Annotated in this window: 18 protein-coding genes and 1 pseudogene; 11 read left to right on the forward strand and 8 right to left on the reverse strand. The window is 74.0% G+C overall.

Annotation, left to right across the window (positions count from 1 at the left end; all coding sequences use genetic code 11):
• The first annotated feature begins 16 nt into the window (after positions 1–16).
• The gene (locus ACIBHY_RS03960; protein WP_397305872.1) at positions 17–2,653 is read left to right on the forward strand and encodes a sugar-binding protein; all 2,637 of its coding nucleotides are present in this window, start codon (positions 17–19) and stop codon (positions 2,651–2,653) included.
• Here ACIBHY_RS03960 and ACIBHY_RS03965 read toward each other — a convergent pair.
• Positions 2,637–4,262, reverse strand: coding sequence for an alpha/beta hydrolase (locus ACIBHY_RS03965; RefSeq protein WP_397305873.1), 1,626 nt, complete (start codon positions 4,260–4,262; stop codon positions 2,637–2,639). The two genes, ACIBHY_RS03960 and ACIBHY_RS03965, sit on opposite strands and share 17 nt — an antisense overlap.
• 341 nt (positions 4,263–4,603) lie before the next feature.
• Between ACIBHY_RS03965 and ACIBHY_RS03970 the strand changes: the two genes are divergently transcribed.
• The 6 genes and pseudogenes from ACIBHY_RS03970 to ACIBHY_RS03995 all read left to right on the forward strand — a co-directional run bounded on the left by ACIBHY_RS03970 (position 4,604) and on the right by ACIBHY_RS03995 (position 10,282).
• The gene (locus tag ACIBHY_RS03970; protein ID WP_397246649.1) at positions 4,604–6,178 is read left to right on the forward strand and encodes a PQQ-dependent sugar dehydrogenase; all 1,575 of its coding nucleotides are present in this window, start codon (positions 4,604–4,606) and stop codon (positions 6,176–6,178) included.
• 125 nt (positions 6,179–6,303) lie between these two features.
• Positions 6,304–7,473, forward strand: a complete 1,170-nt coding sequence (locus tag ACIBHY_RS03975) for a S8 family serine peptidase (RefSeq protein WP_397305874.1) — start codon at positions 6,304–6,306, stop codon at positions 7,471–7,473.
• Between the two features lie 4 nt (positions 7,474–7,477).
• Positions 7,478–8,044, forward strand: coding sequence for an RNA polymerase sigma factor (locus ACIBHY_RS03980; RefSeq protein WP_397246653.1), 567 nt, complete (start codon positions 7,478–7,480; stop codon positions 8,042–8,044).
• Positions 8,028–8,435 (forward strand): hypothetical protein, encoded by a 408-nt coding sequence (locus ACIBHY_RS03985; protein WP_397246655.1) that lies wholly within the window; start codon positions 8,028–8,030, stop codon positions 8,433–8,435. Before ACIBHY_RS03980 ends, ACIBHY_RS03985 begins: the two co-directional genes overlap by 17 nt.
• Positions 8,436–8,509: 74 nt before the next feature.
• A pseudogene (locus tag ACIBHY_RS03990) lies at positions 8,510–8,746 on the forward strand (peptidoglycan-binding domain-containing protein); the annotation flags it as partial.
• A gap of 9 nt (positions 8,747–8,755) precedes the next feature.
• Positions 8,756–10,282, forward strand: a complete 1,527-nt coding sequence (locus tag ACIBHY_RS03995) for a matrixin family metalloprotease (RefSeq protein ID WP_397246805.1) — start codon at positions 8,756–8,758, stop codon at positions 10,280–10,282.
• A gap of 2 nt (positions 10,283–10,284) precedes the next feature.
• Here ACIBHY_RS03995 and ACIBHY_RS04000 read toward each other — a convergent pair whose 3' ends face one another.
• The 3 genes from ACIBHY_RS04000 to ACIBHY_RS04010 form a co-directional block, all read right to left on the reverse strand.
• Entirely contained in the window at positions 10,285–10,743 is a 459-nt protein-coding gene (locus ACIBHY_RS04000; RefSeq protein ID WP_397305875.1) for a hypothetical protein, read from the reverse strand.
• Positions 10,744–10,747: 4 nt separating this feature from the next.
• Complete coding sequence (locus ACIBHY_RS04005; RefSeq protein WP_397246659.1) at positions 10,748–11,296, reverse strand: RNA polymerase sigma factor; 549 nt, start codon at positions 11,294–11,296, stop codon at positions 10,748–10,750.
• A 126-nt stretch (positions 11,297–11,422) separates the two neighbouring features.
• Positions 11,423–12,670 carry a S8/S53 family peptidase gene (locus ACIBHY_RS04010; protein ID WP_397305876.1) on the reverse strand — a complete coding sequence of 416 codons (1,248 nt, stop codon included), beginning with the start codon at positions 12,668–12,670 and terminating at the stop codon, positions 11,423–11,425.
• A 58-nt stretch (positions 12,671–12,728) separates the two neighbouring features.
• On the opposite strand from ACIBHY_RS04010, the gene ACIBHY_RS04015 reads away from it, so the two are divergent.
• Positions 12,729–15,320 carry a CHAT domain-containing protein gene (locus tag ACIBHY_RS04015; RefSeq protein ID WP_397246663.1) on the forward strand — a complete coding sequence of 864 codons (2,592 nt, stop codon included), beginning with the start codon at positions 12,729–12,731 and terminating at the stop codon, positions 15,318–15,320.
• Positions 15,321–15,393: 73 nt separating this feature from the next.
• A complete protein-coding gene (locus ACIBHY_RS04020) occupies positions 15,394–16,239 on the forward strand; it encodes an alpha/beta fold hydrolase (RefSeq protein WP_397305878.1) in 846 nt (281 codons plus the stop codon).
• A gap of 6 nt (positions 16,240–16,245) precedes the next feature.
• Here ACIBHY_RS04020 and ACIBHY_RS04025 read toward each other — a convergent pair whose 3' ends face one another.
• From ACIBHY_RS04025 to ACIBHY_RS04040, 4 genes are all read right to left on the reverse strand, one after another.
• On the reverse strand, positions 16,246–16,764 hold the full coding sequence (locus ACIBHY_RS04025) for a snapalysin family zinc-dependent metalloprotease (RefSeq protein WP_379612818.1): 519 nt from the start codon (positions 16,762–16,764) through the stop codon (positions 16,246–16,248).
• Between the two features lie 85 nt (positions 16,765–16,849).
• On the reverse strand, positions 16,850–18,001 hold the full coding sequence (locus ACIBHY_RS04030; protein WP_397305879.1) for an acyltransferase: 1,152 nt from the start codon (positions 17,999–18,001) through the stop codon (positions 16,850–16,852).
• Positions 17,991–18,920 (reverse strand): alpha/beta hydrolase, encoded by a 930-nt coding sequence (locus tag ACIBHY_RS04035; protein WP_397305881.1) that lies wholly within the window; start codon positions 18,918–18,920, stop codon positions 17,991–17,993. The genes ACIBHY_RS04030 and ACIBHY_RS04035 overlap by 11 nt, the downstream gene beginning before the upstream one ends.
• A gap of 67 nt (positions 18,921–18,987) precedes the next feature.
• The gene (locus ACIBHY_RS04040; RefSeq protein ID WP_397246671.1) at positions 18,988–19,587 is read right to left on the reverse strand and encodes a TetR/AcrR family transcriptional regulator; all 600 of its coding nucleotides are present in this window, start codon (positions 19,585–19,587) and stop codon (positions 18,988–18,990) included.
• Between the two features lie 58 nt (positions 19,588–19,645).
• Here ACIBHY_RS04040 and ACIBHY_RS04045 point away from each other — a divergent pair, with 58 nt between their 5' ends.
• Together ACIBHY_RS04045 and ACIBHY_RS04050 are read left to right on the forward strand one after the other, a co-directional pair.
• On the forward strand, positions 19,646–20,959 hold the full coding sequence (locus ACIBHY_RS04045) for an NAD(P)/FAD-dependent oxidoreductase (RefSeq protein WP_397305882.1): 1,314 nt from the start codon (positions 19,646–19,648) through the stop codon (positions 20,957–20,959).
• A gap of 109 nt (positions 20,960–21,068) precedes the next feature.
• Positions 21,069–21,590: a DUF6609 family protein gene (locus ACIBHY_RS04050; RefSeq protein WP_397246675.1), complete on the forward strand. Its 522-nt coding sequence runs from the start codon at positions 21,069–21,071 to the stop codon at positions 21,588–21,590.
• Positions 21,591–21,621: the final 31 nt, after the last annotated feature.

The following is a 21,621-nucleotide window of genomic DNA, read 5'->3' on the forward strand; positions in this document are numbered from 1 at the left end:
CCCCTCCGGAGGTTCCATGCTGACACCCTTAATCGCCTCGCTGCTCCTCCTGACGCCCGCCGTACCCGCTCAGGCCGAGCCGAAGAACAACGACCTGGGCGTGCTCTTCGTCGGCGCGCACCCCGACGACGAGGCCTTCAGCCTGTCCACGCTCGGCCAGTGGAAGGAAGACCACGGCGTGCGCACCGGCGTCGTGACCGTCACCCGCGGCGAGGGCGGCGGCAACGCCGTCGGTCCCGAGGAAGGGCCCGCGCTCGGCCTGCTGCGCGAGGGGGAGGAGCGTAGGGCGGTCGCCAAGGCGGGCGTCACCGACGTGTTCAACCTCGACGACGTCGACTTCTACTACACCGTCAGCGCCCCGCTCACCGACCGGATCTGGGGCGGCGACACGCTGGCCAAGGTCGTGCGGATCGTCCGGCAGACCCGGCCGGAGGTGCTGCTCACCATGGACCCCGCCCCGTCGCCCGGCAACCACGGCAACCACCAGCAGGCCGCCAGGCTGGCCGTCGAGGCGTTCTACGCCGCCGCCGACCCCAAGGCCTTCCCCGAGCAGCTGCGCGAGGAGGGCCTGCGGCCGTTCGCGCCCGCCCGCCTGCTGCTCGGCGGCGCGCGCGGCATCACCGCGCCGGCCGGCCCCGGCTGCTCGGCCGTCACCGACCCGGTGCGCAACGTCTACGGCGTGTGGAGCGGGCGCGCCTCGTCCGCCCAGGGACGCACGTGGGCGGCGATCGAGCGCGACGCCCAGCGCGTCTACGCCTCGCAGGGCTGGGCCGGGTTCCCCGACGTGCCCACGGATCCGGCCAAGCTCGGCTGCGACCTGTTCACGCAGGTCGACGCGCGGGTGCCGTTCCCGGCTCCGGGTGGCCAGGCCGCCGCGGCGCCGACGGCGATCCTCGACGGCGCGCTGGTCAGGGCGCCGGGGACGGTGCCGCTCGGCACCGAGTTCACGCTCACCCCGAGCGCCTTCGACGCGCGGCCGGGCAAGGCGTTCACCGTGCGCGCCGCCGTACGGGGCCGTGCGGCGCTCGGCCGCTCGTCGGTGACGCTGCGCGTGCCCGCCGGGTGGCAGGTCAGCGGCTCGGGTGAGCTCGGCAGGCTCGCCGCCGGGCGCGGGGGCGCCGCCGTCTTCACGGTGACGCCGCCGCAGGGGGCCGCCACCGGCCAGCGAGTACGGCTGGCCGCCACCCTGGCCACCGAGCGGGGGAGCGGGTACACCGACCGGCAGGTCGAGGTCGGCGCGGCCGTACGCGTGACGCAGCAGTTGCTCCCCCAGGTCGGCCAGTACGAGACGTGGGCAGGCGGGCTCGCCCCGCAGCTGCGCGGCCTGGTCACCCCGGTGCTCACGCTGGGCTCCGGCGGCTCGCGGCAGATCGGCGTGGTCGTCACGAACGTCTCGGGCACCGCCCAGTCGGGCAGCGTGAAGGTGGAACCGCCGAATGGGTTCACCGCCGACCGCGTGGAGGCCCCCTACAGCGGGCTGGCGCCCGGTGCCTCGGTCACCGTGCCGTTCACCGTCACCAACTCCGACCCCTCGCTGAAGACCTCCAACGAGGGCGGCGACTACGCCTACACGATCACCGCCACCAGCGGGGAAGGCTCCAGCGTGAGCAAGCCCGCGCTGGAGCTCGTCCCGGCGACCGTGATCCCGGCCGCCGCGCCCACCGTGGACGGGGCCGAGGCGGACGGCGAGTACCCCGGGCCCGCGCTCGACATCTCCCGGCTCTGGGAGGGCAGCGCCTGCGCCTCCCCGGCCGACTGCTCGGGCACGGCCAAGCTCGCCTGGCGCGAGGACACCCTCTACGTGCTGGCCCGGATCAAGGACGACGTGGCAGGCACCAAGCTGCCGGCCGCCGACTGCAAGCGGCACTGGCGTACCGACGCGCTGGAGGTGACGCTCGACCCGCGCGGCGTCTCGGAGAACACCTCCACGACGTTCAAGGCGGCGGTGCTGCCGGTGACCGCCGAAGGACCGCCGTGCGTGCTGCGCGACGCCGACAACCGCCAGGGGCCGGTGAACCTGCCTGTGGCCGCCAAGGCCGGGGGCGGCGGCTACACGGTGGAACTGGCCATTCCGCTGGAGCAGGTGCCCGGCGCCGTCGACCCCGCCCGGCTCGGGGTGAACATCCTCTTCTACGACTCCGACACCCAGGACAAGACCGGTCAGACCCGGATCGGCTGGTCCACGTGGGGTGGCGTACAGGGAGACCCGTACCGGTGGGGCCTGGCCACCATGCCCGGCTACCAGCCGCCGGCCGGCCGTCCCACCACGCCGCCCGACCCGGTGATCCCGGCCACCGGACTGTCCAGCCTGGACTCGCCGGAGTCGCTGGAGCAGGCCGTACGGCTGGGCCTGCCGCTCGCGGGCGGCCCGCCCGTCGCGCGCGCGGCCTTCGGGCGGGTCGTCTCGGCCGTGGTCCGCGGGGACTCGGTCAAGGTCACGCTGGTCACGGGCGCGGCGGGCAAGGCGCACCTGTTCGTGCGCGACGCCAAGGGCACGGCGGGCGGCCACGTGGTCACCGTGCCAGGGAAGGGGAGCACGACGGTCAGCGTGCCACTCGACCGGGCGTTGTCCGGCAGGGCGGCGGTGGTCGCGGGGTGGCGGGCCGGACCCGGGACGCAGGCCTCCCTGGCCCGCCTCACGGGCGGCAGCTGAAGTCCTTCCCGGGGAGCTCGCCACCCCCGAGGTAGGCGTTGACGGCGCGGTCCGCGCAGGGCAGCGGACTGCCGCCGTCGGCGCCGCGCCCGTACACGCCGTGCGCGCGGATCTCCGCCGTCAGCAGCCGCGACCCGCGCAGCCGCCGGTGCAGGACGCGCGCGCCGTCGAGATTGTCCGACCTGGCCTGCAGCATGAGCACGGGTACGGCGTTGCCGATCGCGGTGACCGGTTCGCGCGAACCCACCTCCCAGTACGCGCACGGCGCCATCATCCCGTTGACCAGCGGCCCGAACACCGGCTGCGCGGCCCGGCTGACCCGCATGTTCCGCCAGTAGGTCTCCGGATCGTCCGGCCACCCGCCCGCGGGCCAACCGGCGTCGCCGCACATGAAGAACGTGGCGCCCAGCATGCTGTCGGCCAGTTCGGGCGAGCGGAGCAGGTCCAGCATCGCCCGCATGTGGGGTCCCGGCCTGACCGGCCTGTTCACCAGGTCGCGCACCACCCCGGCCAGCGCCTCGTCCTGCTCCCGATGCTGGACGAGCTGCCTCAGCAGCAGGCGCAGGACGGCCGGGTCCAGCCGCACGCCGTCCACCACAGGCGGCCTGCGCTCGGCGCCCTCGACCAGCCGCCGCACCGCCGCCCGCACCTCCGCTCCGGTACGGCCCAGCCGGTAGCGGTCGTGCCGGGCGGCGGCCCAGCGGGCCCACTGGTCCAGGGCCCGCTCAAGCGGCCGGCCCGACTGCCGGAACAGCTCGTACTGCGTGGCCCTCGGGTCGCTGGAGGAGTCGATGACCATGCGGTCCACCCGGTCAGGGAACAGCTGGGTGAAGACCGCGCCCAGGTCGGCGCCGTAGGAGACGCCGAAGTAGGACAGCTTCCGCTCGCCGAGGGCGGCGCGGATGGCGTCCATGTCCCTGGCGACGTTGTTCGTGGTGGCGTGGGGCAGCAGTTCCCTGTTGCCGCCCTTGTCCAGGCAGCGGCGCGCGGTGTCGCGGGCCGCGCGCAGCGACTCCTCGAACTCTCTCCGGGGAGAGGTGGCGCGGGGCGGCTCGGGCTTGGGGCCCGGCTTGCCGCAGGTGATCGGGCTGCTCTCGCCGAGGAATCGCGGGTCGAACCCGATCAGGTCGTACCGGCCGGCGACGCCCTTCAACGTGGCCCGCAGATGCGCCGCGAACCCCAGCCCCACGCCGCCGGGCCCGCCCGGGTTGGCCAGCAGGATGCCGCGCTTCTCGCCCTGGGCCTTGACCCGCGAGACCGCGATCTCGATGGTACGGCCCGCCGGATCGCCGTAGTCCAGCGGCACGCGCACCTTGGCGCATTGGGCGCCCGCCCGCTTGAGCCGCCCGTCCTTGCAGGCGCCCCAGGCGACAGCCGGGTCGGGGGTGGTCGTGACGGCGGCGGGTTGGTCAGCGGTGGTCGTGACGGCGGCGGGTTGGTCGGGGGTGGTCGTGACGGCGGCGGGTTGGTCAGTGGTGGTCGTGACGGCGGCGGCCGGCAGGGCGAGCGCGGGCAGCAGGGCCGCCCCGAGCCCGGCCGCCACCAAGCGGCCCGCCCATCGCCGCCCGGCCCGCGGGCCCGGGGACGTGCGGAAAGAGGTGTGGATCATCGGCATGTCCAGGGACGCTAATGGCCGCCGATTTCCCGGCGTATCGGCCGGATGACGGAGATCACCTGGCCGTTCGGCCGACCCGGGGAGCCATGTCGGGATCGGGTGGTGCGGCATGGCGTTGTGTGTGGAGTGGCAGTGAGGTGGGAATCTTGGGCGGTGGAAGGTGGTGTGGTCGGGTCTGGTGGGGCGGTGGCTAACGCTGAAACCCTGAAAAACCGGAATGACCAGAAATACTGCCTGATGGTCGGATATGTGGCGGATATACGGTTGGTTGTTCGGCTGACAGCCGGGGGTTTCGGGCCTTGACAGCGTTTATTGGCTTTTGTCATGTCGGCGTTATGGTGCTTATTCGCACGCTGATCGCGACCACCCTCATCGCGACGGCTTTCCACGCCCCGGCCCACGCACAGCCGGCCGACATCGACTTCACCCGTCCGGAAGTAGTGGCGAGCAACCTGCAGATTCCCTGGGGCCTCGCCTTCCTGCCCGACGGGAGCGCGCTGGTCTCAGAACGCAACAGCGCCAGAATCGTCCAGGTACGCCCCGGCGCCGCCCCCGTCGAGGTGGCCCGCGTCCCCGGCGTCTCGGCCTCCGGCGAAGGCGGGCTGCTCGGCATCGCCGTATCCCCGACCTACGCCCAGGACCGCTACGTCTACGCCTACCACACCGCCGCCTCCGACAACCGGATCGTCCGCTTCACCCTGTCCGCCCCCGGTACGCCCACCCTGATCCGCGGCGGCATCCCCAAGTCCGGCATCCACAACGGCGGCCGCATCCACTTCGGCCCCGACGGCATGCTCTACGCCAGCACCGGCGACGCCAACCAGACCGGCAACAGCCAGAACCTCCAGAGCCTCGGCGGCAAGATCCTGCGCATGCGCCCCGACGGCACCGTTCCCCCGGACAACCCGTACGCCGGCTCCCTCGTCTACACCCTCGGCCACCGCAACGTGCAGGGCTTCGCCTGGACCGCGGCCGGCCAGATGTACGCCACCGAGTTCGGCCAGAACACCTGGGACGAGGTCAACCAGATCGTCGCCGGCGGCAACTACGGCTGGCCCGTCGTCGAGGGCAACGGCGGCGCGCCCCGCTACCGCGACCCCCTCGTCACCTGGACCACGGCGGAGGCCTCGCCGAGCGGCGCCGCCGTCATCGGCGACACCCTGTTCGCCGCCGCGCTGCGCGGCACCCGCCTCTGGCGCGTCCCTCTTCCGGGCGGCACCCCCGACAACGTGCTGCGGGGCACGTACGGCAGGCTTCGCCACGCCGCGGTGGCACCCGACGGCCACCTCTGGATCCTGACCGGCAACCGCGACGGCCGCGGCACCCCCGCACCCCAGGACGACCGCGTCGTCCGCTTCCCGCCCGGAGACGACGGCGGCGGCGAGACGGTCTACGAGGACGACTTCGAGACGGACAAGGGCTGGACCACCCCGGGCCCGTCCGACACGGCGACGTCAGGACGGTGGGAGCGCGGCGACCCCGAGCCCACCACGTACTCCGGCGCCACCATCCAGCCCGGCAACGCCGCCGGAGGCGCCAACGCCCTGGTCACCGGCCGCACCGCCGGTAGCCAGGCGGGCGCCAACGACGTCGACGGCGGCCTGACCACCATCCGCTCGCCGCAGATCACCCTGCCCGCCGCCACCCGGCTGACCCTCACCTTCTCCGCCTACCTGTCCCACCTCAACAACTCCTCCTCGGCCGACTACCTGCGCGTACGCGTGGGCGGCACCACCGTCTACGAGCGCCTGGGCGCGGCATCCCAGGTGGCGGGCGCGTGGCAGCAGGCCAGTGCCGACCTGACCGCCTTCGCCGGCCAGACCGTCCAGCTGGAGGTCCAGGCCAACGACGCCGCCACCGCCAGCCTCCTGGAGGCCGGCCTGGACAGCGTCCGCATCACCAGGTCCTGACCCCGGGGGGTGCCGCGCCCACCCCACACGGCACCCCACCCCGGTGATTCAGCGGGCCGGATGTATCACCCGGCCCTCAGCGCCCTCCGTACAGGTGGCACGTCACTCGCACCCCGGAGGGTCACATGAGCGGCCGGATCACCGACACCGGCGTGGAGCAGTACTACGAAGACGAGCTCGTCGTCGACCTGGTGCACCTCAAAGCGGTCACGCGCCTGATCGACGCGTGGGCGGGCGGCGACGGCCCCGCGTGGGTGCGGCGGGACGACGAGGCGGGCAGCGCCCTGCTCGGACTGGCGTGGATCGAGGTCGTCGGACTGCCGACGGTGGCACGGACGTTACGCGAACGGCGGGACCTGGTGGCGCGGGGCGCGAGGACGCCGGTGGAGGATCTGGACCTGCTGCTGCGCGCGCTGCGGGAGGAACGCCCGGAGTTCCTGGTCGGCAAGCACCGGCTGGTGGAGAACGTCGAAGGACTCGCCTCCACGGGCGCCCCGCGCGACGTCGCGGCCGGGGTACGGCTGGCGCCCAGAACCCTGACCGGCCACCCGAGGCTCCGCGTCGGCATCCTGGACACCCCGATCTGGCCGCACGACCAGCTCGCGGGCCGGTTCATGGCGGACTCGGCGGCCCTGCTGCCACGGGTGCGCGAGGCGCCCACACCGATGCTGGCGGGACACGCCACGTTCGTCGCCGGGATCATCGCCGCCCACGCCCCCGACGCGGAGCTGGTCGTGCGGGCCGGACTGGACGAGGACGCCGTCTGCGCCGACTCCTGGGACGTCGCCACCCGCATGGTGAGCTTCGTCGCCGAGGAGGTGGACCTTCTGCAGCTGTCCTTCGTCTGCTTCACCGCCGACGACGAGCCGCCGCTGGTCATCGAGCGCGCGGTGGCGCGCCTCAGGGAGCAGGCCGTGCTGGTCGCCGCGGCGGGCAACCACGGGGCCGAGCCGGGCGGGCGGCGGCACGCGAAGGCGTTCCCCGCCGCCTGCGGGGGTGTGGTGGCGGTGGGGGCCGAGGCGGAGTTCAGCCCGAAGGCGTCGTGGGTGGCCCTGCACGCCCCGGGGGCCGGGGTCACCTCGACCTACCTGGAGGGCAAGGTGAGCCTGCCCAAGGGCGAGGAGGCCTTCTACTCCGGAGCCGCCACCTGGAGCGGGACCTCGTTCGCCGCGGCGGCGGTGAGCGGCGCCATCGCGGGCCTGGCCCACCGGCGCGGATCCAGCGTCAGGGAGGCCAAGGAGTACCTGCTTCACCGCCCGGCGGCACCCGACATCCATCCCCCCGGCCAGACCTGAGCCGATGAGGGACGACCCGGAGGTCGTGGCCCTGGTCACGCGGGCGAGAAAGGGCGACCAGGCGGCCTGGGACGAGATCGTCGAGCGCTACTCCCCGCTGGTGTGGTCGATGTGCCGCCGCTTCCGCCTGGTGCGGCCCGACTCCGACGACGCGGCGCAGACGGTGTGGCTGCGCCTGGTCGAGAACCTGGACACCCTGCGCGAACCGGCCGCCCTTCCCGGCTGGCTGGCCAGGACCGCCCACCGGGAGTGCCTGCGCCGCGCGCGGGAGGTCCAGCGGCGCGGCGGCGTGGAACGGCCGCTGGACTTCGAGCCGGAGACCGGGGCGGACCTGATCGGCGAGGAACTGGAGAAGGCCGAGCGCGACCTGCTCCTGCGCCGCGCGTTCGCCCAGCTCCAGCCGCGCTGCCGCGACCTGCTGGCGTTGTGCCTCGGCCCGGAGCCGCTGCCGTACGCGCTGATCGGCGAGCGGCTCGGCATGCCGGTCGGCGGGATCGGCCCGAGCCGCGGCCGGTGCCTGGCCAGGCTCCGCCGCATCCTGGAGGGGAGCGGGCATGCCGCGGGGCTATGACCGCTGGAGCGACGAGCGGCTGCTGGAGGCGCTGGCGAGGGCGCTGCGCGCGGGGGAGCGGGTGCCGCCCGAGGCGGTGGCGGCGGGCAAGGCGGTCTTCTCCTGGCGTGTGGCCGACGCCGAGCTCGCCGGAGGCGACCTGGACAGGAGGATCTACCACGCCGCCGGGCTGACGATCGAGGTGGAGATCGCGGCCGACACGCTCGTCGTCCGCCTCACGCCCGCCCAGCCCGCCGAAGTGGAGGCGCGCGGCCCGTGCCCGCCGTCCCACCCGGCCACGCCGGGCGAGCCGGGCCGCTTCACGATCCGGCCGCTGCCGGGCTTCCCGTTCTATCTGCTCTGCCGTACGGCCGGCGGCAGGAAGATCGTCACCGGCTGGATTCTCGGCTGACCGGATGTATCACGGGGGGTTCGCCCGCCTCCGTAGGGGTGAACGGAACGTTCCCACGCAGAAAGGCGATCTTCATGATCCCTCTCAAGCACGGCGACTCCGGTCCCGACGTGCGGCAGCTCTACATGTTCCTCAAGCGCTTCGGCTACTTCCCCAACCCGGGCCTGCGCACCGGCAACGCCTTGTTCCGTCCGGCGGTCGTCTTCGCCCCGGAGGACCTGACGCTGTTCGACGACCGGATGGAACTGGCGCTCTCGGAGTACCAGCGCCAGCACGGCATCGAGCCGACCGGCGCGCTGAACGAGGAAACGCTGACGATGATGCGCACCCCGCGCTGCGGCTTCCCCGACCAGCCGTCGGCGGGCCAGTTCGTCGCCCAGGGCAACCGGTGGCCGGCTAACGAGGTCACCTACAGCTTCACCCCGCCCTTCAGCCCGGACGTGTCGGAAGCCGACCAGCGCGCGGCGCTGCGGGCGGCCTTCGACCGGTGGGCGGCGGTCACGAACCTCACCTTCACCGAAGTCGGGAACAACGGCCAGATCCGGATCGCCTGGGCGGCCCGCGACCACGGTGACGGCTTCCCCTTCGACGGCCAGGGCAGCGTGCTCGCGCACTGCTTCTACCCGCCGCCCAACGGCGGCGACATCGCCGGGGACTGCCACTTCGACGAGGACGAGACCTGGTCGGTCAACGTACCGCCGAGCGGGTTCGACCTCTACACGGTGGCGCTGCACGAGATCGGCCACGGGCTGGGCCTGGCCCACTCGGCCGACAACAACGCGGTCATGTTCCCGTCCTACCAGGGCGTACGCCGCGAGCTCAGCGACGACGACATCCAGGGCATCCGTTCCATCTACGGCGCGCGGGCGCAGTGGTCGTCGCTGCAGGGCATCGTCTTCGCCACGGCCGCGGGCACGAACGCCGACGGCCGCCTGGAGGTCTTCGTCCGCGGCACCGACAACGCCGTGCACCACAACTGGCAGACGAGTCCCGGCGGCGGCTGGAGCGGCTGGTCGAGCCTGGGCGGGGTCCTGCAGGGGCGGATCGCGGTCGGGCGCAACCACGACGGGCGGCTGGAGATCTTCGGCCGGGGCACCGACGGCGGGCTTTACCACAACTGGCAGACGGCCCCGAACAGCGGCTGGTCCGGCTGGCACGGGCTCGGCGGCTGGATCGAGGACCCGGCCGTGGGCAGCAACGCCGACGGCAGGCTGGAGGTCTTCGTCCGCGGGACCGACGGCGCCGTCTACCACAACTGGCAGGTCACCCCCGGTGGCGGCTGGTCCGGCTGGTCCGGGCTCGGCGGCGTCATCCAGGGGCGCATCGCGGTCGGGCGCAACCACGACGGGCGGCTGGAGATCTTCGGCCGGGGCACCGACGGCGGGCTTTACCACAACTGGCAGACGGCCCCGAACAGCGGCTGGTCCGGCTGGCACGGGCTCGGCGGCTGGATCGAGGACCCCGTGGTCGGCGTCAACCCCGACGGCCGGCTGGAGGTGTTCGTCCGGGGCTCCGACTCGGCCCTGCACCACATCTGGCAGGTCACCCCCGGCGGCGGCTGGTCCGGCTGGGCCTCGCTCGGCGGCTGGATCGACGAGCCCTCCGTGGCCCGCAACGGCGACGGCAGGCTGGAGGTGTTCGTCCGCGGCCTGGACAACACCGTCTACCACATCTGGCAGGTCAGCCCCGGCGGCGGCTGGTCCGGCTGGTCCGGGCTCGGCGGCGAGATGCTCGAAGGCCCGATCGCCACCACCAACCACGACGGGCGCCTGGAGGTCTTCATCAAGGGCACCGACTCCGCGCTCTGGCACCGCTGGCAGACCGCGCCCAGCAACGGCTGGTCGTGACCTCAGCGTGGCACTCCGGTCACCCAAGGGGTCCGCACGACGCCCTCCTGCGAGCGGCAGCGGATCCGGAAGGTTCCGGACGCCGCTGAGGGGAAGACGAAGCAGCCGGCCTCGTCGATCGGGGTGGTCTCGGCCTCCCCGGTCGCGAGCTGGCGCTCGGCCGTACCGGGCCGGGGTGGGAGCAACTGCCCGAGGAGCGTCTCGGGTCCCACCTCGGCCTCGATCGTGTCCTTGCCGGTGCGGAAGATCAGCACCCGCTGCCCGCCCCTGGTGACCGCCGCGAGCTCCCGGTCCAGCGCCGAGTCGTAGACCAGCCCGGCCAGCTCGGCCTCGACGTCACGCCACAGGAACGCGACCTTGGCCGCGCTCACGAACTCCGGCGGCACCTCCTCGGCCGCCCGCGTGGCCTCCCCGAGCGCGGCCAGCAGGGCCTCGTCGTCCGTCCACCACGGTGTCTCCATCGCGTCAGCCCCCCTCCGAGCGGATCAGCGCCGCGACCTCCGGGCGCCGCCGCAGCTCCGCCAGGCAGCGTCCGCGCGTGGGGCCGATCGAGCCCACGGGGATGCCGAGCGTCGTGCTGATCTCCTCGTACGGCGCCGGCGGCAGCCGTACCAGCAAGGACAGCAGAGTTCTGCACCGCTCGCCCAGCTGGCGGAAGCCCGCGTAGAGGGCGGTGTTGCGCTCGGCCTCCAGCAGTTCGCGGTCGACCGGCCCGTCGTCGGCGGGCGCGTCGTGGTCGGCCCACGGCCTCAGGTGCGTGCGCTGCCAGGCCGCGGAGGCGCTGCGCCGGCCGCACTCGCGCCGCGTCACCGTGGCCAGCCAGCCCGGCAGCGCCGCCGGCTCGCGCAGCCGGTGGTCCAGCAGCGCCAGCCACACGGTCTGGGCCACGTCGTCGGCCTCGTCCCGGCTGAGGCGGAAGGCCCGGCAGGTCGCCCACACCAGCGGAGCGTAGCGCTCCACGATCTCGTCCCACGCGTCCTTGTCGCCGGCGTGTGCGCGCCGGACAAGGGACACAACCGCTGGATCATCGCGCATCACGCCATTTTCATACGGCGGGCGCCGCCAGGAAAGCGCATCATGTCGGCCTCCGTCACAGTCGTTCTCACTCCTTACAGAGGCGGACGGCGGCGCCCTGATACGTCAGAGCCGCAGAACGGCCCCGAGACCCTGCTGATGCCGGCTCGCGTCCAGCACCGCCCGCCTGGCCTCCTCGGGACCGCCGCCGTGCGTGGCCAGGTGGGCGGCGGCGATCCCGGCCACCAGCGGCGCGGCGAAGGAGGTGCCGTCCCAGCGGGCCATGCCGGTGAAGTCCTGCCTGGCGGGACGCCTGGGCGGCTCGCGGTAGGTGTAGGTGCCGGTGGCGTAGGCGTTGACCAGGCCTTCGCCGAGCGTGTACACGTCCACCCACGGGCCGTGGTTGCTGAACCAGGCACGGTGGTTCTGGTCGGGGCCGAGCGCGCCGACGGCCAGCGCCCACGGGAAGGCGGCGGGGTAGAAGGGGCGGCTGGTGCCGTCGTTGCCGGCCGCGCACACGAGCAGCACGCCGGGGAAGAGATCGGGGAACAGGGAGAAGCCCAGCGAGTTCCAGCGGTTGCGGGTGTAGGTGCCCGCGGACAGGTTGACGACCTGCGGGCGCAGGTCCCCGATCAGCCGGATGATCTTGTTGATGATCACGTTCTCCCGCTCCGCCCCCGACTCGGCGAAGTGGTCGGCGACGTACACCTCCGCGTCCGGCGCCGTGCAGCGCGCGACCCCGGCGGCGAAGGTCCCGTGGCCCTGGAACTGCTCGATGTGCGCCAGCCCCGAGGGCAGGATCGGCCCGATCCGCTCGACGTCGCCGCGCACCCCCGCCAGCCAGGGGTGCGGGAGGTCCTCGAGGATGCCGGTGTCCACGATCCCGATCAGGATCCGCTGCGCCTTCCCGGCAGGGTCCCGCTGCGGCGGCCACGGCCGCGCGGGCATCCCGGCCGGCACCTCGGGCTCGACCGCCGGGCACAGCCGGGTGATGTGCAGCACGTGGTTGGGCGAGGCCAGCGGCGGCCCGTCCGCGGCACGGGCCGAGCCGTCCCGCTCCTCCAGCAGGTCGAGCGCCTCCGGCACGGTACGCCGGCCGTCCTCCAGGTTCTCGATCGACACCAGCATCGTGGTGTTGCCCGGCTGGCGATCCTCTCCTTCCGGCCGCTGCCGCTCCTCGGGAACGACCTCGGCGCCGGGCAGCAGTTCCCTGACCCGGCCCACGTTCCGGCCCTCGTCGATCACCAGGAGGCGATCGGCCTCGTACACGTAGTCGACCTGCCCGTCGGGAGTCCACGCCACCTCGGCGGATACCCCCCTTGCCGCCATCCTGCGCTGGATGGCTCGGAACTGCGCCTCGAAGACCGCATCCATAGCCAGTACATCGCCGCAGGGCTTGCGAGCGCTACGGCCTGCGCGCATTGTCGGAATCATGGCGGCCGACCTGCTCCCCCTCGCCCTGTCGCGCCCCAACGAGGCGCTGGAACGTGCCCGCCGGCTGCTGGCCGACGACCCGGGCCCGTACGCCGCCTCCCTCGCCCGGCAGGCCATCGGCATCGTGCTGCGCGAGTTCGGCGACATCGAGCAGGCGGTCCGGGAACTGCGCGCGGCCCGGCGGCTGGCCAGGAAGTGCCGCTCGGCCGAGCGGGAGGCCGACGTGCTGGCCACGCTCGGCGTCGCGCTCGTCTTCGCCGGGCGCACCGCCTCCGGCCGCACCGCGCTCAACACCGCCGTCGGGCTGTCCACCGGCCTGACCCACGGCCGCATCCTGCTCAGGCGCGGCGGCGTGCTGCTCGTGCTGGGCCGCCACCGGGCCGCGCTGGCCGACCTGAACGCCGCCATCTCCGTCCTGCGTGTGGCCGGTGACCTGCTGTGGGAGGCTCGTGCCCGCACCGAGCGGGCCTTCTGTCACCTCGCGCTGGGCGCGCCGGCCCGCGCCGCGGCCGATCTCGGCCGGGCCGGGGAGCTGTTCGCCCAGACGGGGCAGGAGCTGGAGTCCGCCGACGCCACCGCCAACCACGGCGTGCTGGCGCTGCGCGTCGGCGACCTGCCCGCCGCGCTCGGCCACTTCGACGCCGCCGCCCGCCACTACGACCGGCTCGGCACGGCCGACGCCACCTTGAGCCTGCACCGCTGCGCCGCCCTGCTGACCGCCGGGCTGCCCGAGGAGGCGCTGGCCGAGGCGGACGAGGCCATCGAGCGGCTGCTCGGTACGCGCGGGCAGCGCTCCAAACAGGCAGAGCTCATGCTGACCGCTGCCGAGTGCGCCCTCGCGGCGGGCCGCCCCGCCGCCGCGCTGGAACGTGCCGGAGGCGCCGCCCGCCTGTTCGACCGGCAGCGGCGCCGGTGGTGGCGGGCGCACGCGCGGCTGGTCATGGTGCGGGCCGAGTTCGCCGCGGGGTCGCCGACCGGCACGCTGCTGCGGGCGGCCGGGGCGTGCGTGCGCGACCTGGCCGCGCTCTCCTCGCCGCACCTGCCGCTCGGACACCTGCTGACCGGCCGGATCGCGCTCGCGCTCGGCCGTACCCGCGTGGCGCGCGAGCACCTCACGGCGGCGGCGCGGGCGCGGCGGGGCGGGCCCGCGCAGGCGCGGACCACGGGCTGGCTCGCCCACGCGCTGCTCGCGCAGCTCGAAGGCGACGCGCGGGCGCTCCTGCACGCCTGTGGCCGCGGCCTCGCCGTCATCGACGAGCATCGCGGCACTCTCGGCTCCTCGGAACTGCGCGCCCAGGCCACCGCCCAGGGCGCGGAACTGGCCGCGCTCGGCCAGCGCCACGCCCTGCGCGCGGGCCGGCCGAGGATGTTGCTGACGTGGAGCGAGCGGTGGCGGGCGGGCGCGCTGGCCGTCCCGCCGGCCCGCCCGCCCGACGACCCCGACCTGCAGTCCGACCTCGCCGCGATCCGCGCGGTCGCCGGCCGGCTGGCCGACGCGCACGCCCGCGGCCTGCCGACCGCGCTCCTCCAGGCCGAGCAGGTACGGCTGGAGCGCGCGGCACGGGCCAGAGCGCTGCGCGCCCGCGGCGACCGGATCGCCTGCCCGCCCTTCGACCCCGCCAGGCTGCTGGCGGCGCTGGGCGGGGACCTGCTGCTCGAACTCGTCGAGGTCGACGGCCGCCTGCACGTCCTGCTGTGCGGCGACGGCCGGGTCAGGCGGCTGCCCGCGGGGCCGCTGGAGCAGGCGGCGCGGCAACTGCACCTGGCCAGGTTCGCGCTGTCACGCCTGGCCCACGGCCGCTCCACGCTCGCCCCCGTGACGCTGCTCAACCAGCTGGAGAGCGCGGGAGCCGAGCTGGAACGGCTGCTGCTCGGCGCGTCCGGCCGGGCGCTCGGCGGCCGTGACGTGGTGATCGTGCCGCCCGGCCGCCTGCACGGGGTGCCGTGGAGCATGCTGCCGTCGCTGCGCGAGCGCGTGGTGAGCGTGGCGCCGTCGGCCGCCTCCTGGCTGCGCGCCCGCGAGCCGGGCGCGGACGGCGAGGGCGTGGTGCTGGTACGCGGGCCCGGCCTGGCCTCGAAGGGCGCCGAGGTGCCGAAGATCGCCGCCGGGCACGCCGGCCCGGTCGTGCTGGGGGACGGGACGGCGACCGTACCGAGGATCCTGGCGGCGATGGAGGGGCGGCGGCTCGCGCACATCGCCGCGCACGGGACCTTCCGCGCCGACAGCCCGCTGTTCTCGGCGCTGCGCGTGGACGACGGGCCGCTGACGGTCTACGACCTGGAGCGCCTGCGCCGTCCGCCGCGGCAGGTCGTGCTGTCGAGCTGCGAGTCGGGGCGCGGCGCCGCGGCGGGCGCCGACGAGCTGCTCGGTCTGGTGGCCTGCCTGGTGAAGCTGGGCACGGCCGGGGTGGTGGCCAGCGTCGTCCCGGTCAACGACGCGGCCGCCGTGCCGCTGATGGTGAGCCTGCACCGGGAACTGCGCGCCGGCGCGGCGCTGCCCGCCGCGCTGACGGCCGCTCGCCGCGAGTGCGCCGGCGACCCGGTGGCGGTGGCGACGGGGTGGTCGTTCCAGTCGTTCGGAGCGGGATGACGTAACTCCTTACGGCCTAAGGTATTGTGGTCGGAGACAATCGCTTATGCCGTAAAGAGATAAGGGGCATCCGATGCCGACCGCGACCCTCCACGACGGGCAGACCATCGAGTTCGAGATCCACGGAGACGGGCCCGCCCTGCTGCTGCCGGCCAACCCGCACCCCGCGCAGGACGCCGCCAAGGCCGAGGAGGCCGCCAAGTGGGGCGCCGACCTCTCGCTCGGCCACCACCTCGTCCAAGGACTGAGCGAGGGCCTGCGCGTCATCGTCTTCGACTACGAGGGGCACGTGCTGAGCCGGCCCAAGCCCGAGACGCTCACGCCCGACAACCTCGCCCGCGACATGCTCGCCGTCGCCGACGCGGCGGGCGCCGGGACCTTCGCCTACTACGGGTACTCCTGGCTGGCCCTGACCGGGCTGCAGCTCGCCATCCGCACCGACCGGCTCTCCGCTCTGGTCATGGGCGGATATCCGCCGCTCGGCGGGCCGTACGAGGCGATGCTTGCCGTGACCATGGCCACGTACCGGATGGCGCTGGAAGCACCCGCCCAGCCCGCCGAATCCGCCGAGCCGGCGGAGCCGGGGGACTGGTCGAGCGCCACGGTGACGATGTCGCCCGCGCAGACCCGCCAGTTCGCCACCCTCTACCAGGCGTTGAAGGGCTTCGACGACGCCGCCGTCCAGGAGCGGGTGACCTGCCCCCGGCTGGCCTTCGCCGGATCCGGCGACGTGATCGAGTACGGCCCGGCGTGGGGCGACACGGTCGTCGACATCGCCGGGCCGTTCCGAGGGCGGCGGGCGGAGATGGAGGCGCACGGCTGGGACGTGCGCCTGCTCGACGGGCTCGACCACATGAGCGCCATGCGGGCGTCCGTGGTCGTGCCCCTCATCCGGCCCTGGCTGACCGCCGCCCTCTGAGTGAACTCAGCGGTTGACGTGAACCTTGCCGAACTCCACGGCCGGGGTGCCGCCGGCGAAGTTCCGGTCCACCTCGGCCCGTTCGGCCGCGTTCGGGTTGGGGTTGGTGCAGCTCGTGCCCGCGCTCGAACCCGACATCAGGTCCGTGCAGCGGCCGGTGCGGCGGTCGGGCAGGCCCAGGATGTGACCGATCTCGTGGGTGGCGATGCGCAGCGCGTTGTGCCCCTGCGCGGTGGCCTGCCGGCCCATCCAGATGGTGCCGCGGCCCAGGCTGGTCGGCAGCGCCCGGGGCCAGCCGTTGTCGGCCAGGACGGTGATCTGCGCGGGGGTGCCGGGGACGAGACGGACGTTGACGACGTGGCTGTTCCAGATCTGCGCCGCCTGGTCCACCGTGGCCCGGAACTCCTGCGCCCGGCTGGCGTCGTAGCGCAGCACGCGTACCACGGAGCCCTGCGCGGGGGAGCTGAGCAGCAGGAAGGTGAGGGAGAGGACGAGGGACAAGGACAGCCGAAGGATTCGTGACATGGATCCTCCTCAAAGTGGGGGGTGCTGTCACGGTAAGCGGCTCATGCTCTCCAGGGGGCCCCGCCAGATTGCCCCTATCACCGTGTTATGCCCGGCGCAGTTCGGCGGAGCGGAAGGCCGCCACGCACACCAGAAGCGCCGCCGCGAACACCGGCAACCAGGCCACACGGGCCACCACCCAGCCCGATTCGACGGGCGCGGTGTGCAGTCCCGGCAGGGGTCCCGCCGCCGCCAGGCCCAGCGCGGTGACCGCGATCATGGCCGTCTGGTGCCAGAGGAACACCGTCATCGCCGACAGGTTCGCCAGCGCCACCGCCGCCCACGCCGCGGGACGGCGCAGCGCCCGCGTCAGCGGACCGTGGGCGAGCAGCGCCGCCCCGCACTGGGCCAGGCCGAAGGCGACCGCGGCGAGGGTGGGCGGGTTCAGGTTGGAGATCGCCGCGCCCGGCACGCCCACCATGGACGCCGGATACCCGGCCCAGACGACGAGCGCCGCGGCGCTCACCCCACCGCCCACCAGCAGAGCCCAGGCGGTCCTCCGCGCGCGCGGACCGCCGCGGGTTCCAGCCACGCCCGCCGCGCCGCGCGCTCCGGCCGGGGCCAGCGTGCCGCGGGTCCAGGCGGCGCCCAGCGTGTACGGCACCAGCCAGCCCGCCGCCAGGTTGACCCAGCCGAGCCAGTCCGGGGCGGCCAGGCCGTACCGGAGCAGGTCGACCACCACGACGACGGCCAGCGGCCACACCGGGTGCAGGCGGACGGCCAGTGGCGTGGCAGCCGTCAGCGCCGCGAACACCAGCAGGAACCACAGCGGCGAGACCACCAGCCGCACCAGCGCGGTCACGGTCTCGAGCTCGGCCCCCGCGACGAGCATCCCGCCCGCCGCCACGCACCACACCAGCAGCACCGGCACGACAGGACGGCTCAGCCGGGCCAGGCGCGCGCGGATCCACGGCCCGTAGCCGGTGGCCGAGGCGTAGGACTTCGCCGCGGTCATGCCGCCGACCAGGAAGAACAGGGCGAGTGTCTGGAACACCCAGGAGATCGGTGCCAGCTCGGGCACGGCCTTGAGCGGGCTGGCCACCCGGACCGAGCCGCTGTCGGCGACCAGCGCGGTCACCAGCCAGTGGCCCAGCACGACACCGAGGATGGCCAGGGCGCGCAGCCCGTCCACGGCGCGGTCGCGGCCGGGCGGGGTGGCCGCGCCGATGCGCCCGGACAGCGTCGGCTCAGCCGTCATGGCCGGCCACGATCGCGGAGATGGCGCGCAGTGAGGGCGTGCCGGCTTTCAGGTAGTCGCTGTGGGCGGCCGTGCCCGCGGGGAAGATCCGGGCGCCGAAGCCGGGTGCGACCGGGTCGGCGCCGAGGCCGAGGGTGGCGAAGGGCAGCGTGACGCGGGTGTGCGGCACACCGGAGATCCAGTCGCGGGTGCCGCGCCCGGCCCAGACGTCGGCGGTGGCGCGCAGGGCGGCGGCGGTGTCCGCGCCGGTGCCGGGGCTGCCGTACAGGACGATCGCCTCGACGGGCAGAGCGGGCGCGGCGCTGCCGCAGACGACGGCGCCGTAGGAGTGGCACACGAGCGAGATCCGCGCGTCCGGTTTCGCGGCGCGCAGCTCGCGCACGAAGGCGCGCAGGCCGGGCGCCGCCTCGTCGGCCAGGCCGGTGGTCAGCACCTGCGCGCTCACGGTGGCGGGCGTGCGGTAGCCCACCCAGGCGACGACGGCCCCGCGCTCGCCCAGCTGGGCGGCCAGCCGGGTGGCGCCGCCGTGGAGGCGGCCGTAGGAGTCGAGGTCGGTGTCGGAGCCGGGGACCAGCACGGCGATCGTCCCGGCGCGCGACAGGTCGCCGAAGACCTCGGCCGTCCGGCCGCCGTCGCGGCCGTCGAAGGACAGGAACGTGCGGTCCCGGCCCGCCATCGCCCGCAGCGCCCCGGCCCGGGTGGGGTGCCCCGCCGCGGCCGCCGACCGTTCGGCCGCCAGGATCGAGGTACGGCTCGCCGCGTACCGGCCGGCGAGGACGGCGGGTTCGGCCGAGGACAGCGGCGGCTGGACGGCGGGGACCGGGGCGGGCACCGCCGACGAGCCGGCCGCCCCCGAGATCGGTACGGCCACCGCCGCGGCGACCAGCGCGCGCAGCAACAGCCGGCTGAAGTAGGGCATGCCCGAAAACCTAGGGATCGCCCCAGGTCGTCAGCGTCCCGCTGAAGGGTGGATCTTCGCGTGGCCCTCAGGTACCACCCGCGCGTCGTTCGGCGTCGCGCAGGACGGCGAGGGCCGCGGTGGCCAGTCGTTCCGGTAGCTCCTCGGGGTCGTTTCTGGCCAGCAGCATCCAGGCCAGCACCGTCCCGCCGAACATCGCGTGGAACAGGTTCATGTCCGGCAGGCGGGCCAGCTCGCCCCGTCGCACGGCCTGTTCGAGCATCGCGGTGTTGCCCAGGCGCTCCGGCTCGATGAAGGCGGCCACGAAGCGGTCGGCCAGGTCGGGGTCGGTGTCGACCTCGCCGAGCAGGCCGATGAGCGCCTTGGTGGCCGGGCCGCTGAGGTGGCCGACGATGGTGCGCGCGAGCTGTTCCAGGTCGCCGCGGAGCGTGCCGGTGTCGGGGATCGGGAGCTGGTCCCCGTGGATGGCCACGGCGAAGACCATCTCCTGTTTGGAGGGGTGCCGCCGGTAGATCGTGGCCTTGCTGATCCCGGCCCTGGCGGCGACCTCGTCCATGGTCAGCCGCGCGTAGCCGACCTCGCCCAGCAGCTCCAGCGTGGCTTTGGCGATGGCGGTGTCGACCCGGCCCTCGCGGGGGCGGCCCATCCGTTGCGCTTGTTCCTGCACTGTGCCACTATACGACACCGTTAGATTCGAAACTCCCAGTTTCATAAGGAGGCGCCGCATGTACCGATCGCGGATCGTGATCGTCGGAGCCGGGTTCGCCGGCTTCCACGCCGCGCGTACGCTGGCCCGCAAGGCCGGAGGCGAGACCGAGATCGTGCTGGTCAACCCGACCGACTACTCGCTGTACCTGCCGCTGCTGCCCGAGGTGTCCGCCGGTGTCCTGGACCCGCGCCGCATCGCGGTGCCGCTGACCGCCTCGCTGCGCGGGGTGCGCGTCGTGCTCGGCACCGTCGACCACGTGGACGTGCGGGCCGGGCGGGTGCGCTACCGCGACCCCGAGGACGTCCACCGCGAACTGGACTACGACCGGCTCGTGCTGGCCGTGGGCGGCGTCAACAAGATCCTGCCCATCCCCGGAGTGGCTGAGCACAGCCACGGCTTCCGCGGCATCCCCGAGGCCGTCTACCTGCGCGACCACGTCATCCGGCAGATCGAACTGGCCGCCGAGGCCGAGTCCGCCGCCGAGCGGGCCGCCCGGTGCACGTTCGTGGTGGTCGGCGCCGGATACACCGGCACCGAGGTCGCCGCCACCGGGCAGTTGCTGACCAGGTCACTCACCCGCCGCCATCCGCGCCTGCGCGACCAGCCGGTGCGCTGGCTGCTGCTCGACCTCGCGCCCCGCGTGCTGCCCGAGCTGTCGGCGCGGCTGTCGGCGAGCGCCGGGCGGGTGCTGCGGCGCAGGGGAGTGGAGGTGCGCACGGGCACCTCCGTCCAGGAGGCGACGCGCGACGGCGTGCTGCTCACCGACGGCGAGTTCGTGCCCACGCGCACCATCGTGTGGGGCGCCGGAGTGCGGCCCGACCCGCTCGCCGCCGACATCGGGCTGGAGACCGTGCGCGGGCGCATCCTCGTGGACGAGAACCTGGCCGTGCCCGGACACCCGGAGATCTTCGCCTGTGGCGACGCGGCTGCCGTACCGGATCTGACCAGGGACGGCGAGCTGTGCGCGATGACCGCCCAGCACGCCGAGCGCCAGGGCAGGGCGGTCGCCCGCAACGTCGCGGCCTCGCTCGGCTACGGCAAGCCCCGCCCCTACAAGCACCACGACCTCGGCCTCGTCGTCGACCTCGGCGGCATGCAGGCGGCGGCCCAGCCGCTCGGCGTCCCGCTGACCGGCTTCCCCGCCAAGGTCGTCACCCGGGGCTACCACCTGATGGCGATGCCGGCCAACCGGATCAGGACCGCCGTCGACTGGTTCCTGGACGCGGTGCTGCGGCGGCAGAGCGTGCAGTTCGGGCTGGTGCGCTCACCCGCGGTCCCCCTCGATTCGGCCGACCCGGAACTGCCCGCCCGCGTCCCCGCGGCCGACTAGCCATGCTGCCGGCGGGCGCCGGCCCGGCCGCCCGGACGGCGGGGCCTCCACCTACTACCTTCGCAGACGTGGTCAATGCGGTCATTACGGCATGGAAGGCTGACGTCCTATGAGTACCGTCGAGACCCTCCTGGCCCACCCCTATCCGCTGATCCGCGGTGGCGGGCTCTTCCTCCTGTTTCTCGGCCTCGGCTTCCTGCTGAGCTGGATCTTCCGCTCGCGCTGGCTGGTCTTCGTCATCGGCGGCTTCGCCACCGGCCTGACCGCCAGCGGGCTGAGCGCGCTGCTGCCCTCGCTCGGCAAACCCTCGTTCATCCACATCGCCGGCCTCGCCGGCGCCATCGTGATCGAGATGGGGCTCATCTATCTGGTGCTGACCCGCTACAAGGACGCGGGCGAGCGCACGCTCATCCTGTCCATCCTGCTCGTCGTGGGCGTGCACTTCCTGCCCATGGGGCTGGCGCACGGGCCGCTCATCGTGGTGCTCGGCCTCCTGCTGATCGTCAACGCCTTCGTCGGGCTACGGGCCCAGCGGGTGCCCATGCGCGTCTTCGGCATCGCCGACGCGCTGCTGAAGATCGGTTTCGGGGCCGTCATGCTGCTGGCCTACCCGGCGCTCACCTTCACCTGAGCCTATTGACCTTGTAGGAAATATCGGAATC

This window comes from Nonomuraea sp. NPDC050547 (assembly GCF_044457345.1).
Taxonomy (GTDB): domain Bacteria; phylum Actinomycetota; class Actinomycetes; order Streptosporangiales; family Streptosporangiaceae; genus Nonomuraea.